This window comes from Mucilaginibacter sp. OK283 (assembly GCF_900110415.1).
Lineage (GTDB): Bacteria > Bacteroidota > Bacteroidia > Sphingobacteriales > Sphingobacteriaceae > Mucilaginibacter.
In genome coordinates this window covers 336,706-351,602 of the sequence record NZ_FODR01000001.1, presented here as the reverse complement: position 1 = coordinate 351,602, position 14,897 = coordinate 336,706, and the positions used below count along the sequence as shown (strand labels likewise).

General features: G+C 43.4%; 10 protein-coding genes. 3 read left to right on the top strand and 7 right to left on the bottom strand.

What is annotated here, in order from left to right:
• Position 1 precedes the first annotated feature (1 nt).
• The 6 genes from BMX56_RS01635 to BMX56_RS01610 all read right to left on the bottom strand — a co-directional run bounded on the left by BMX56_RS01635 (position 2) and on the right by BMX56_RS01610 (position 7,184).
• Entirely contained in the window at positions 2 to 1,216 is a 1,215-nt protein-coding gene (locus BMX56_RS01635) for a hypothetical protein (protein WP_090639420.1), read from the bottom strand.
• Positions 1,217 to 1,220: 4 nt separating this feature from the next.
• Positions 1,221 to 3,155 carry a type II secretion system protein GspD gene (locus BMX56_RS01630; protein WP_090639413.1) on the bottom strand — a complete coding sequence of 645 codons (1,935 nt, stop codon included), beginning with the start codon at positions 3,153 to 3,155 and terminating at the stop codon, positions 1,221 to 1,223.
• Positions 3,156 to 3,163: 8 nt separating this feature from the next.
• On the bottom strand, positions 3,164 to 4,597 hold the full coding sequence (locus BMX56_RS01625) for a GspE/PulE family protein (protein WP_090639408.1): 1,434 nt from the start codon (positions 4,595 to 4,597) through the stop codon (positions 3,164 to 3,166).
• Positions 4,582 to 5,121, bottom strand: a complete 540-nt coding sequence (locus BMX56_RS01620) for a hypothetical protein (RefSeq protein ID WP_090639401.1) — start codon at positions 5,119 to 5,121, stop codon at positions 4,582 to 4,584. Before BMX56_RS01620 ends, BMX56_RS01625 begins: the two co-directional genes overlap by 16 nt.
• Before the next feature lies 1 nt (position 5,122).
• Positions 5,123 to 5,497, bottom strand: a complete 375-nt coding sequence (locus tag BMX56_RS01615) for a type IV pilin protein (RefSeq protein WP_255369745.1) — start codon at positions 5,495 to 5,497, stop codon at positions 5,123 to 5,125.
• Positions 5,498 to 6,143: 646 nt separating this feature from the next.
• Entirely contained in the window at positions 6,144 to 7,184 is a 1,041-nt protein-coding gene (locus BMX56_RS01610) for a methyltransferase (RefSeq protein WP_090639386.1), read from the bottom strand.
• A 416-nt stretch (positions 7,185 to 7,600) separates the two neighbouring features.
• Here BMX56_RS01610 and BMX56_RS01605 point away from each other — a divergent pair, with 416 nt between their 5' ends.
• The 3 genes from BMX56_RS01605 (at position 7,601) to BMX56_RS01595 (ending at position 12,631) form a co-directional block, all read left to right on the top strand.
• The gene (locus tag BMX56_RS01605) at positions 7,601 to 9,769 is read left to right on the top strand and encodes a S46 family peptidase (protein ID WP_090639379.1); all 2,169 of its coding nucleotides are present in this window, start codon (positions 7,601 to 7,603) and stop codon (positions 9,767 to 9,769) included.
• 205 nt (positions 9,770 to 9,974) lie between these two features.
• Complete coding sequence (locus tag BMX56_RS01600; protein WP_090639373.1) at positions 9,975 to 10,631, top strand: hypothetical protein; 657 nt, start codon at positions 9,975 to 9,977, stop codon at positions 10,629 to 10,631.
• A 365-nt stretch (positions 10,632 to 10,996) separates the two neighbouring features.
• Entirely contained in the window at positions 10,997 to 12,631 is a 1,635-nt protein-coding gene (locus tag BMX56_RS01595; RefSeq protein WP_090639362.1) for an ABC-F family ATP-binding cassette domain-containing protein, read from the top strand.
• A gap of 249 nt (positions 12,632 to 12,880) precedes the next feature.
• On the opposite strand, the gene BMX56_RS01590 is transcribed toward BMX56_RS01595, so the two are convergent.
• On the bottom strand, positions 12,881 to 14,479 hold the full coding sequence (locus tag BMX56_RS01590; protein WP_090639355.1) for a GxGYxYP domain-containing protein: 1,599 nt from the start codon (positions 14,477 to 14,479) through the stop codon (positions 12,881 to 12,883).
• Positions 14,480 to 14,897: the final 418 nt, after the last annotated feature.

Sequence of the window (14,897 nt, the reverse complement as noted above, 5' to 3'; positions counted from 1 at the left end):
GCTAATAGTTAATGACAATGTTAAACTTCCCCGTGTTCTGGTCGTTATCAAATTCGAAGCTATCCAACCCAGCGCCCTTTACCCATTTTAATGTTTTGATGCGTGCTATCCATTCATTTACGGCAATAACCTGTTGCGAATTACCTGAAAGCTTTATCCGGCGATCTAAAAAATGCTGCCCCCTCGAATCCTTATTGTTAATGTCGGGTGGGTTTATAGCTATTTCCTTCAGGGTTACTTCACCCGGCAGCAAGGCAGCAAGCTGATCTATAATCCGGGCCTTGTTAAAACCTCCATCCCACCCCATATCTTTCAGGAGGGCTTCTTTTGCTTTAATCTGCGCGGTGAGCATCTGCATATCGCTGCTGCTGTTTGCCGATAGGCTGGCCTGCCCATCGAGGCGGCTATTTTCAGAATTTAACCAGGAAAGGGTTACAAAATTGAGGAGTAAAAGGATAAAGAAAACACCCAATATTAAGGCGCCCGTTACTTTGAGCTTTTTTGTTCCGATAAGTTGCCCATACCGGGTATCCAGCGCATCAACCTTCGCCCTGACCGGCTCCAGTTTATCGGCAAGCACCAGCTGAAAAGCTGCGGCATAAGGCATAATTAATTGCTGGTCGATAGGTTCGGCCCCGATTTTAAAGGTGAAGGGGGCCTGGAAAGCGGGGCTGTATCCTACCGCCGTCCAATTCAGGTCGGTATCCCGGCTTATTTGGATGCCGTTAAACACCACATCGCTTTCGTAAACGTTAAGCTGATTTAACATGTGGGATGCCGCGAAGGGGCCAAGGCTCAGCATCAGCACGGTAAAACCTTGCTGTTCCAATAAGTTTATCCAATGGTCGGCCAGTGTTTTCCTTACCAGGGATACAAACAGCTGATCGTGCGATGCAAATTGCTGCAGGTAAAAATCATCTACATTCAGGTTCGGGATTATTTTAGCCATATCCTGCTGTTCGTCGCCGGATGTTGCTGCTACCTGCTTGGTTAAGATGCCTTTGCCCGACAAATTTAAAGCGATGGGAACTTTGGTTCCAAGTTGTTTGGCAAGTCCCTCCGCGTCATCTTTTACACCGAACTTTTTTTCGATGCTAAGCTGCTTATGATCGGTACTAACCTGGCAGCAGTTTATGGTATAGGAGCCATCCTGCGCAATATCTATAGTGATACCGGCGGCCTGGTTAATATGGTAATATGGCGATAATATACCCATAATATTACCTTATAATAGTGGATTTGATAAACAGTACAGTAACCACCTTCGACTTGCTACGGGTGCGGCTGCTGAATATCCATTTTAAAATAGGAATCCTGGAGAGCAGGGGTATCCCCGAGCCGCTGTCGTCGGTTTCGGTACGCTCCAGGCCGCCCAAAACAATGGTATCCTCGCTGTGTACCCGCAAACTGGTTTCAAATTTGCTGATAGCCTGCGGTGGCGGCGAGCCATCGGTAGGAATGGCTGTGAAATCGGATATGTTTATCCTGATGCCAAGCGTAACCTGGTCGTCGCCGGAAACAATGGGTTTTATAGCGATAGACAAATCGGCATTTACTTCCTGGTACACATTGGTAAATATGGATTGCGCGCTTTGAATGGAAGGAATAACATTCTGTGTGGTGTTTTTATAATAACGCTTGCTGCCAATGCTCAGCGTGGCCGAATGTCCGTTAAGTGCTGTTAACTTAGGCACCGAGCGCACATCTATATTATTGTTATTCTCCAGTGCCTGCAACCTAACGTAAAAATTAGGCACCACATGGCCCAGGTTAAGCGAAGTAGCTTTGCCCACACTGTTTAAAAAGTCGTTAACCCCTTTGGCGCCAAAAGTATAATCTATTCCGGGCAATACCGTGCCCCCCGTTTTTACACTGTCTGAAACACCGGCAGAAATACCGGTTGAAACACTCCTGGTTTTGTGAACATCTATCATGGTAACTTCTATCAGTACCACCGGAACAAGCACGTCCATTTGTTTAATAAAGCTTTCTACCTCATCTATCTGGGCCCCCGACCCGGAAAGTAAAAGGGTGTTTTGTTCGCGGAATTCTTTAATCTCGATACCACGCTTCCATTCTGAGGGGATCATGGTGATAACGGTATCAATTGCACGGTTTTGCAGGTGAATAGCCCTGAAGGTACGTAACCCTTCCAGCTTGCGGTCGCCAATTACGTAAATGCCTTTTTCGGCATGAAAGGTGTATTCGGTGCTTTTAAATAACAATGTTAGCAGGTCGTCATAACTAACATCATTTACGTGAAGGGTTATAGACCCTTTAATATCAGAGTAAATGGAATAGTTTTTTCCTGTTTCCTGCGAAGCACGTTTAACCAGATCAATGATGGGACTGTTAACGGCATCTACCGAAATCAGCTTTTGGCCGTTAACCTGCCTTACAAATAGCCCGCTGGCGCCGGCAGCGCCTGGTTGGGCGGTGTTACGGAAGGATTTCCTCACGCCGGTATTTTTATCGCCGTTAACATACACTTCCTCGTTTTCGTCAAGCGGTTGAAAAAGGTAAAAATCATCTGCCGTATGCACCATTTTTATTTCATTGGCATAAGCCAGCTTGCCCAAAGCCGTCTCGAAGGGGGCATCAGCAATATAAGAGGTAACCGTTTTGCCTTGCAATGAACCAGGCACCACAATGTTTTTGCCGGATAACTGTGTTATTCTTTTTGCCGCTGCAGCCAAACTGTCGTTATTTAATGAAAGTGAGAGGGTGTTGTTTGCCGCATTATATTTTACGCCCAGTTCCTTAGGCGGAGGCTTTAAAAACTGGTTGGGGTCCCGGTAAGGTGTGATATTGATAATGGAGCCAACAACAGCAATATCCAGGTTATACTTTTGGGCAAGCAATAACAATATATTGGATGCCGAAACACCGGTGAAGGTATCCGAGATACTAAAATTAAGCCCCGGATCGGAGCTTATACTTAAATTATTGGAGCGCGCAATAGCATTCAGGTATTCGTGAATGGATACGCCGGTAACCAGTAATTGCACTTTTTGGTTAAGCCCGGGAACATCAGTTGCAAGCTCATCCAGTTTTTGTTTAATAACCTGTAGCCTGTCCTGCTGCTGGGCGCTGGCCGTTATGGCTGCGGTAAACAAGTAAAAACAAATGATAAGGCAGGTAATTTTTTTTAACATATAATACTTTAATAATTAAATAACAACGGGTATATCTCGTCAATAGATGTCTGACCATCGGCAAACAGGCCAAAAGCATTTTCGGCAAGGGTTTTAATGCCCCGTTCTTCTAAAAGTGCCTGTACCTGCATATTACCGCTTTTTATTTCATTGGCCAGGTCAAGGTCTACGGGTATTACCTCGTAAACGGCTTTTCTTCCTTTATAGCCGGTGTAATAGCATTTTTCGCACCCACGGGGTGTATAATGGGCCGAAACTTCGCGGTAAGGCTTAAACTGTCGTGGATATAACGTTTTGTCAAAATCCTTTTGCACCTTACAATGCGGGCAAAGCAATCGAATCAATCGCTGGGCCACTGTGGTATTCAGTGTATTGGCAACCATATATGACGGGATGCCCATATCAATCAACCGGGAAACCGTTCCCCAGGCGGAATTGGTGTGAATAGTTGACAATACAAGGTGCCCCGTGAGGGCGGCCCTTATAGCCATGTTAGCGGTCTCGGTATCCCGGATTTCGCCAACCATAATCACATCCGGGTCCTGTCGCAGGAAAGTACGGAGGGCGGCGGCGAAAGTGAGGCCGATAGCCTCTTTAAGCTGCACCTGGTTAACCCCTTCCAGCGTATACTCTACCGGGTCTTCTATAGTGAGGATATTACGGGTCTCCTTGTTCAGCAGTTTTAACGTAGCATACAGCGTAGTAGTCTTACCGGAACCGGTAGGCCCGCTGATCAGCAGGATCCCGTTTGGCCTTTTGGCGCCCTGGAGGTAATTATCCAAATCAAATGCCGAAAATCCAAGACTGTTCAAATCAATATCTGTAGCATCGTTATTTAAGAGCCTAAGTACAACCTTTTCGCCATAGAGAGTGGGCAGGATAGACGCACGAATGTCGAACTGGTGCCCCTGGTGGCTGAAATTGATCCTGCCATCCTGGGGCAGCCGTTTTTCGGCAATATCCAGGTTGCCCATGATCTTTACTTTATTAATCAGCGCGGGGTAATCGTCCTCTTTCAGCAGGTAACGCTCCACCATGTTTCCGTCAATCCTGATCCTAACCCGGCACTTGTTCTCATAACGTTCAATATGAATATCACTGCTTTTCAGGTTTTTTGCTTCGCCAATCAGGTTCATCAAAAAGCTATCCTCGTCATGGCGTACATTGGCCTGCAGTGCTCCGGTTGTGGTATTATCCTTAATATAGTAGGTAGCCAGCAGCCGGGCAATTTCGGAAACAGCAATGGGTTCCAGGAGAATATCCAGCCCCAGCATGATTTCTAATTCGGCGGCAAGGCTACCGGTATCGGTATTTTCTTCACAATACAACGCAAGTTGCCCATTAACCCGCCCTTTGGGCAGCACACGGTAATGCCAGGCCATATCCTTAGAAAGGATGTGGATATGCTCGGTTAGTAAGGTGATCTTTAGTGCTGTATCCATGGTGTAAGGTAACGGAGCAACCAGTAGTCATCAGCAATATCGATATGAAAATACCACCAGTCGCCTGCTAAAAATACAATAAATAATAAGGACTGTAACCCGGCCAGTGGAATATGTTTGCCCTTATTGCCGGTTATAAACTGATAAAATACCCATAATATTAAAACTAAAGGGATACTAACTATATAAAAAAACACATAGTTGAGTGCCGACAAATAAAACCCGATAGCTACCAAAAATAAAATATCGGCCCAGCCCATTAAGCCTTCGGTTATGTTAATAAATCGCCTCCTGCTCACAAAAAGGTAGCCGGTTAATATCGCCAGAACCAGCACCAGGAAGCTTAAGTTAACAGCAATCTGTTCGCCGGCTAAGGAAGCGTCTTTACCCTCGAGCAACTTAAGGCTTATCAATCCGATAGCCAGCAACGGAAACAGCCCCCAATGCACGGCCCGAAACCAGAAATCCTGCAGGAGGATGACGAGCAGGGACAATAATAAAGCAAAACGGATAGCCAGCAACACTTTAATCCGGGGTTACTTCTTTTAACACTTTGTCCTGGTTCATTTCCCAAACGTTAAAATTACCGTCCTGGTTAAAATCAACAACCGAAGTTGCACGGGCAGTAAAACCGGTATTGGAAGCATTGGTAATCTCTATCTTATAGTTCGCCCTGGCATCCTTGCCTTCGGTACTTAGCTTTTCCTGGATAAAGCCCAGTTCGTTCAGGTCATTGGTATATTTGGAATGTTCGTAGAAATAAGTCTTCTCGAGCATCGATACGTGTTCAAGTTGCAGCTTAGCTTCGGTGGTTTTTGCACGGGTAATCACGGGCAACAGGTTGGGCAGGGCCAACAATACTAATATACCGATGATGATCAGTACAACCAGTATTTCCATGAGTGACAGCGCTTTTAGCGCGCTTTCGGGGTTTGGTTTGAGGTATTTCTTGACAAAAAACATAGAATAGCGAATATACGGCTCAGGCTTAAGGGCAATAATTTTAATTTGGAGTGAAAGTTAATAAAATCTCGTTAATTATTGTTTTAATTTTTTTTAAAAACATTGTTATTGCCCTCCCCTCCCGTGATTGGCAATAAGAAATGTTCAGCATCTTAAAAATTTGCAAAAAAACTATCTTATTTCTATGTTAAAAAAAGAAAAGGCATGCTGGCCTTACAGCCTGAGTAAGCCCCTTTGGTTTGTTCAGCGGAACCCAGCCCATCTCATTTTTGTTTTGGTCCTGAAAGAATGAGATACTCATTTATGATCAATAACTTTTCATTTTTTTGCAGATTGACATCCTCGCAAATAGTCAATTAAGATGTAGTAGCTAATGTGCCGGGGAGAAATAAACTCGATCCCATTGTCGTTTGTGATTAAAAATCGCACCGGCCCCATACCAATCCCGGCTCCTTCTATGTTCCGTTTCATGCGGCAAAGCGAAGCCGAGCTCATCTGCCGGTATTTATTAGCGGTTACTTTTGGCGATGATTACAAAAGCATTTGAACTTATTGAATAAGCCCGGGCATTGTAAGTGCGGTTTTATTTGTAAGCTATTGCCGCGCTGGATGGCCCTGCTAATGAAATAAGTGAGGTTGATTTAAATCCAACAATATTTGCCCACTTGTTAAAGTCGGCAAATGTGTAGTCAAATCCTGTTCCTGTTTCAATGAGCATATTCAAACTCATCATCATACCAAAAACGTTTTGCTTTCTTTCATCATCTATTATGCCCTCAATAGCTACAAAGGCCCCGCCCGCCGGGATTGCGTTATAGGCTTTCCTCATTAATGATATTTTATTTTCTTCGTCCCAATCATGCAGGATATTTCCCATTACAACAACGTCGGCATTGGGTATTGGCATAGTGAAGAAATCGCCGCCAACCGCTTTTACACGATCTGATAACCCGAATTGCTGTATGGTAGCGTTTGCAATAGGCTCAACAGGCAGCAAATCAAAACTTGTACAATGCATATGGGGATTATGTTTTGCAACCATAAGTGAAAGCAACCCCGCCGAACCGCCTACATCAATCAGCGTTTTATATTCTGTAAAATCAAATTTTTGAGCAAAGGCTATAAAATTACCCATTTGGATGCCGCTCATGGCGTTGGTAAATTCTTTTAATTTTGCAGGGTCGCTGTATATCAAACCAAAAAAATCCTCGCTCCTTTTTACTTCGTTTTGCGGCAACCCGGTAAGCAGGCCCTCGCCCAGGTTACCCCAAAATGCATATAACCTATTATCCATCATTTCAAGAATACCCCCAATATATGATGGCTTGTTTTTATCTAAAAACGTATCTGCTTCCAAAGCATTTGAATAAATAGCCGTATCCAAAATACCCTCCCGCTTTAAAAAACCAAACACGGTTAAAGCGTCTAAAAAATCATAAATATTCCTGTCTGTACATTTAAGCCCTAAATTGTTTTTCACATCTTTTGCCGTCATAGTTGTCTTTTCGGCAAGCCGGGTAAATAATTGAAAACTTACTGCAGTTAAAAGAATTTTTGAGGCCCAAAAGCCTGTGCCAACTTTCATAATGTTTTCAGGCGACGGCTGATTAGTTTGCTGTTCCATTTTTTTCTGATTAATTATCTGTTTTAATAATTGGTGGTGCCGTACAAAAAATTCTGCCCGGGGCCGGTAAGAATTGGGTTACCTAAAAATACGGCGAATTAATTTGATATAAGAATAAAAGCATTTGATAATCTGTCGATTATACCATGAAAAAACAACTCTTGTATGGCCGCTTTGAGTGGCACGGCTAAACCATATGCAATTGATTTCTAATTTGCAGCTATTAAGGTATAAGCCTCTTGAAACAGCTCAAAACACGCACAGCTTCTGCGTTCTAAGAAAAATCTTTTTGAACATCAACGGATTGCTTTTTTTTCAATTTTCGGCATGCCTGAACCTTCCATTTTCTGTGAACTATTTTTAAAATAGTTCTACATTTGCTTTTAAATACCTTAACACAATTTATAACACAGTTTATGAAACAACCTAAATTCTTATCCCTCGTACTGCTCTTCACATTGTTTATCACCAGCCTGGCACGCGCCGATGAAGGCATGTGGATACCGATGCTTATTGGTAAAAATTATGACCAAATGAAGAAGCAGGGCTTCAAACTGACCCCGGAAGATTTGTACAGCATCAACAAGGCCAGCATTAAGGATGCTATAGTTTCTCTGGGCGGCGGCTTTTGTACCGGCGAGGTTGTATCCGGCAAAGGCCTCGTATTTACCAATCACCATTGCGGTTTTGAATCTATCTCGGCAAACTCAACGCCGCAAAACAATATCCTTGATAACGGCTTTTACGCAAAAAGTTATGCCGAAGAAAAGCCGGTAGCGGGCTTATATGTAGAATTCCTGGTAAGTATTGCCGATGTTACCCCCCAGGTAATGGCTGCACTTAAAGGGGCCGACGATGCAGAAAGGGGCGAAAAGCTTGAAAAGATCAGCAACAAACTGATTGAGCAGGCAACCAAGGGTACCAAATATCGGGGCGCGGTAAGCTCGTTTTTCAAAGGCAATCAATATTTCCTTTACCTGTACAATAAATTTAGTGACGTGCGTTTGGTAGGCGCTCCGCCACAGTCGATAGGTAAATTTGGCGGCGATACCGACAACTGGGAGTGGCCCCGCCATACCGGCGATTTCTCTATATTCCGGATCTATGCAGATAAAGACGGTAACCCCGCCAGCTACGCGGCTGGCAATGTACCTTACACGCCTAAAAAATTCCTGCCCATATCGTTAAAGGGTGTAAAAAACGGCGATTTTGCCATGGTGTATGGCTATCCCGGAAGTACCGACCGTTACCTGACTTCAAATGGGGTACGTTTGGCTGCCGAACAAACCAACCCGGTTATTGTAAAACTGCGCGACATCCGCCTGAAGGCCTGGAAAGAAGAAATGAACAAAAGTGTAGACACCCGGCTCAGGCTTTCGTCCGAGTACAATAAAGTATCTAACTATTGGAAGTACTTCATTGGCCAAACTGAGCAACTGAAAAACCTTAACATTTATGGCCAAAAACAGCAGGAAGAAGCCGACTTTACCAAATGGGCTGCCAACAAACCGCAGTATGCCAACCTGATGAGTGATTATCAGAACCTATATGCCACTTATGAGCCCTACGCTATCCACAAAACATACATTAACGAAGGGCTACTGGCTCCGGGTTTTGTAGATGAAGCGCTTAACAACTGCTTTGGGCAATTGGCGCTTGAAAATTCAAAGCGCAGCACTAAGGAAAAAGCAGAGATAAAGGATGAGCTAAAAAAGGTTAATGACGATTACATCAAAAGCTACAATCTTATTGCCGACAAAAAAATATTTACCCAACTCATGACCTCATGGTATACCGATATACCTAAAGACCAGCACCCGGCTTTTATAGAGGATATGGTGACCAGGATTGCTCCAGGCGACCCATCACTGGCTTTTTCTAAGTTCGCGGATGTTTTATGGCAAACCAGCGACTTGATAGATACCACCAAACTGAAAGAGTTTTTGCCGCATCGTTCTGTAGACAAACTTCGTGAAGATCCGTTGGTGCCATTTGTGATTAACCTTAACCCAGGTGCTTACAAAAAGAGTGTTTTTGGCACTAAGCTGAGCGATTTTGACACGCAGAAAGAAAAGCTCGACCGCATTTACCTGCAGGCTTTGCTGGAGAAAAACGAGGGCAAGCTGATGTCGCCCGATGCCAACTCTACCATGCGTATCACTTACGGCAATGTGCAGGATTATACCGCTAAGAATGGCAAGCATTTCGATATCCAGACAGATATGGATGGCGCCATGAAAAAGTACAAGGCCGGTGATGACGAATTTGACCTGCCGAAAACCTGGCTGGATGCCTACAAGCAAAAGAACTTTGGCCAGTATGCTGATCATGGTACCATCCCGATCAACTTTATTACCAACAACGATATCACAGGCGGCAACTCCGGATCGCCGGTGATTAACGGTGAGGGCGAACTAATAGGCCTTGCATTTGACAGCAACTGGGAAGCCATGAGCGGCGAAATTGCTTTTAACAAAGATTATAAACGGACTATTTGTGTAGATGTGCGCTACGTACTCTGGTGTATGGATATTTTAGGGCACGCTGATAACCTCATTAGTGAATTGGAGATTCATAAGAACTGACCATTGGGATTTCACCGACAGGGGGATAAGATGTATGATTCAGCTTGTGGCTGATGTTATCTAAGCAACCGCCTTCAGTTTGATGACTAAAGGCGGTTGGCTTTCTCGTGGTCCTTACACATAAAACCCGAAATCTTTTTATGGCTGATTGCATTGGGTTTCAGGGTTTGGCTTATAAATATTGATTATATTAGCCTTATAATAAATGCCCCCGGTTACAAAAACATACTCGGCAATTGATTTACTTGATAAAGTTTTTGAGTTTGTAGAAATGACTCCAAACCCAAACGAGTGGAATTTGCGATCATTAAAGTCAAATCCACCAAGACAAATAAGATTCCGACAAATTGACGCTCTGTTAAAAGCGTTTTTTATTGAAGACCCAGAGATCGGTTTAGCAAATAAGGTCAAATCAATATTCTTTAATCAAAAAAGGATATCTATTGAGTCTTTGTTAAATGGCGGTTTCTTAAAGGAGCGGACAATCTATGATTATGCAAATCTTGCCCGGTTTATCAACGACTTTGTAAAAAAAAGAAACGAAAACATTGATCAATCAAATACCATAGGGGTAGAACAGTTGATCTTCATCTTTCCGCAACTACTTGCCTTTAAAAGACAACTCCGGAATCTTCTGACATTCAATTCAGGATGGTTAGAAGCAGGTGGTGTAACTTCATTATTTTCAATTTACTTAACCAGTTCCATTTCCAATAACTTGATAGGCAAATATGACGAGTTGAATATCGTGCTCGAACTGTTTATTAATCCCAAAGGTTTAACGTTTACTGAAGAAGAATTGATTGCCAAGTTTAACTTTCCAACGGAGAACTTGGATGCACTTGACGCCGACTTTATTTAGAAAAATAAATATTTTCAGGCTTTCATCTAAAGGCTTTTAAATAATCTTCCCGTGCTTCGCATGGCCGTTTAGTGGTCCCAAGGAGAATATTTCGACATTTATAACCACCACGACTTTAGTATTTGCTGTGCCGGCTAATACTCACCGAAGCACACGCCGCATTTTGATACAGTTGATTGCAAAACTTCAACATACATGTAGCCATTTCGAAAATATTTTCCAGGGATTAATGTTGCCTTTGCAAATTAAGCACAATGGCATAAATTTCCGGAAACTCCAAAACGGTCTGATAGCATCCTTTCATGCCCCTGCCATAATTCTATGTCTTTCCATTATCTTTGCGCACAATTCAATATTCCCATACTGTGATTAATGTTAACAACATCTCCGTTTCATTTGGCGGAACCACCTTATTCAGCGACGTAACCTTCTCCATAAACGAGAACGATAAGATTGCCCTGATGGGCAAGAACGGCGCAGGCAAATCCACCATCCTCAAAATCATTGCCGGTGCGGCCAAACCTACTTCTGGCAACGTAACCGGCCCGAAAGACGCCGTGATAGCATACCTGCCCCAGCATTTGCTCACTCACGATAATGTTACCGTTTTTGAAGAAACGATGAAAGCCTTTGAAGAGGCCAACCAGATGCAAAAAGAGCTCGACGAATTGAACGAGCAGCTCACTATCCGTACCGATTATGATAGCGATGATTACATGAAGCTGATTGAACGGGTATCGGAACTGAGCGAGAAATTTTACTCGCAGGAAGAGGTTAATTATGACGCAGAGGTAGAGAAGGTGTTAAAAGGCTTAGGTTTTGAACGTAAAGACTTTACCCGCCAAACTTCCGAGTTTTCGGGTGGTTGGCGCATGCGTATCGAGCTGGCCAAAATTCTTTTAAAGAAACCGGACCTGATCTTGCTTGATGAGCCTACAAACCATATGGATATAGACAGTATACAATGGTTGGAAGATTTCCTGATCAACTCGGCAAAGGCGGTTATGGTGATATCTCACGACCGTGCTTTTGTAGATAATGTTTCCAACCGTACCATCGAGGTGACGATGGGGAGAATATACGATTATAAGGCCAAATACAGTCATTATCTGCAGTTACGTGCCGACCGCCGCATCCATCAATTGAAGGCCTACGAGGAACAACAGCGTTTTATAGCCGATAACCAGGAATTTATAGACCGGTTCAGAGGGACTTACTCCAAAACATTGCAGGTGCAATCGCGCGTAAAGATGCTCGAAAAGCTGGAGATCATCGAGATTGATGAAGTAGATACTTCGGCCTTACGATTGAAATTTCCACCATCGCCGCGTTCTGGCCAATATCCGGTGATGGTTGAAGAGCTTACAAAAACCTATGGCGATCATGTTGTATTTGAAAAGGCGGCTATGGTTATTGAGCGAGGCGAAAAAGTGGCCTTTGTTGGTAAAAATGGCGAAGGCAAATCGACCATGATCAAAGCCATTATGGGCGAGATTGATTTTGAAGGGACTTTAAAAGTAGGTCACAATGCAAAGATCGGGTACTTTGCCCAAAACCAGGCGTCGTTGTTAGATGAAAGTTTAACCGTATTTGAAACCATCGACCAGATTCCGCTAAGTGATGGCACAATAAAGATTAAAGATTTGTTAGGAGCATTTATGTTTAGTGGCGACGATACCACAAAAAAGGTAAAAGTACTTTCGGGCGGCGAGAAAACGCGCCTGGCCATGATCAAACTGCTGCTGGAGCCTGTAAATGTACTGATACTGGATGAGCCAACTAACCACTTGGATATGAAGACCAAGGATATTATCAAAGATGCCCTGAGGGATTTTGATGGAACCCTGATTTTGGTATCACATGACAGGGATTTCCTGGACGGGCTGGTAAAAAAAGTATTCGAGTTTGGTAATAAACGCGTCCGCGAACATTTTGAGGACATCAAGGGATTTTTAGCTTACAAGAAAATGGATAGCTTAAAACAAATAGAACAAAGCTAAATGAATAACGGAGAAGATTAGGCATTTTTAGTTAAAACCGCTCCCCTTTTTGCCACTTTAACAGTAAAACAAAAGCCCGCGACCGTTCAATTTGCGGGCTTTTAAAGAATCTTAATAGTCCTTAAACTACAAAATCCAAACTCTTTTATGAATGAGTTATTTTTTGTGGCTGTGTTTATGAAAATAAAAATGGCATGATGATAACACCTGCCATAGGCTGAATTGCGTTCATAAATTAAAAATGTATTTTTATTTAGGATTAATTGAGATGCCCTTGTCCTCTCGAATAAGCTGAAAAAGGTGATCTGGGCGCACGATGACATAATCTTCATTAAGTGAATTAGCCACGTTTTTAAAACTTGTTGGCGTTACACCCTGCCAGGGTTGCGCCTGTATAATCATGAAACGCGGCGAGGTTTTGTCCCAACCGGCGGCAGCCCGGGCTATATGATCTTTCATTGCCTGTTCATTTGTGCAGTAGTTACAGGTAAGTGCCATTCCTGGTAGGCTGTCGTTATAAATAGTAAGCCCGCCTCCTGTGTTCTGGGCAGTTACGCCAAGCAACGATTTTGCCTGGCCGGCATAGGCATTCCCGACATTAGGATTAATACCACCTGTAATCGTATTCCAAATGGTGATTACCCTTAAACCGGCACGGGCGTTATAATCCTCCGTTTTAGCAACAAACTGCTTTAGCAAGTTTTCATCTGTCCAGGTATTAGGGTAAGTATAACCATAGCCCGAAGGTCCTGAAATCAGGTTATCATTGCTGGTGGAAGTTTGCCAATAATAATTAAGAGCCCCAGGCATTGCATCCAGCATAGCAGGCGACACCGTCCATCCCATAGGAACAGCGCCCCGGTCTGGATTACTCCAAAGTTTGCGCATCAAATGCTCTGTAAATTGTAAATTGTCTCCATCACTCAATATAAACGCTACATATATCTTGTTTTTGAGCGTCGGTTTGGGAGGGATTGGTTTTATTTTTACATTTCTGGAAGTACCACTGTGTACCGTTAGGTTAGCACACCAATCACTTGCAACGGTTGAAATACCATACTTTGAGGCCCTTTGCACCCCAGGTCCTTCCTGTGGCCACCAGCCCATAAAGATAGCCCCGGGAGACATTGAAGATAGAAATTTGTTTAGCAATTCACTTTCGCCGGCTACTTCAGGATCGAGCCATATTACGGCAGCGCCCAAGGCTACCGCATATTCGCGAAGGGCGGCTTTATGCGCATTAGGATTTAGTCCGATTAACAAACGGTGATCAATATTTGGCCAATAAGTATCATATAGCGATTGATAAACTTCCAGCTTACTGCTGAATTTTCCCTGCAAATCAAGTAACACCGGCAAATTATAAGGAGCAGCAGTTAATTTGGCCAGCAACAACGGCGAGGCAATCAGCGCGCCTTTGCTTTTTGCAAGTACCGTGGCCAGGTTAATTGTATGTTCCTGGGCGGGATCATAAACAATCACGCCTGAAATTTCGCTCCGGTATTTAGCAATCAAATCCCATTTATCTGCAGGTTCAGACCAGCTTAAACCCAGGGATTGCAACCAGGTATGCGGCCCTTCGGCGAAAGCATCACCCTCATAGGAGAATATACGTGGCTTTGCCCTGTTTACGATGCCCTTTAACGAAGCAAACAAGTACATTTCTGCTGAAGAGTAAGGAGAATTTTCACGGAGCGTAATAAAATCCTGGACCTTTGCGGGTGCCGGGAAAGACGGAAGCAGCTGATTAGCCGGCCATTTGACCTGGCCTATGGAGGGCGTACTAAACAAATAAAACAACAGAAAGCATACTACTTTAATTCTAAACATTTTGATCGGCCTTTTCATGTGTTAAATATCGTATTAACGTTAATCATTCTTCCCGAAATTAAAACATATTGAAGGCATTTACAACCACCCTCATTTACGCAAAAAGCCCGGTAATTATGGTTAATTACCGGGCTCAAAGTGGTCCCGACTTTACCAATTTCCAACAAATTTTTCGACCAGCTCGAACGTTTAGTTAATAATTCAGGGGTGACCCGGCAATTTTAATGTAATTGATTTACAAAAGGATAGCAAGAATGAGGGCTACCCCCTAAGTGATTTTGTAGTTTTTTTCTGCGTTTTTTACTTAACATAATATTATCGAGATTATTTGAAAAAAGTTTTTTTTAATGTTGCTGGCGAATGCAAGACCAGACAAGAAAACATTGATACTTGAAAAATCAGATCACTCTCTTTTTTCAGGCAGGTACTCTTTTGC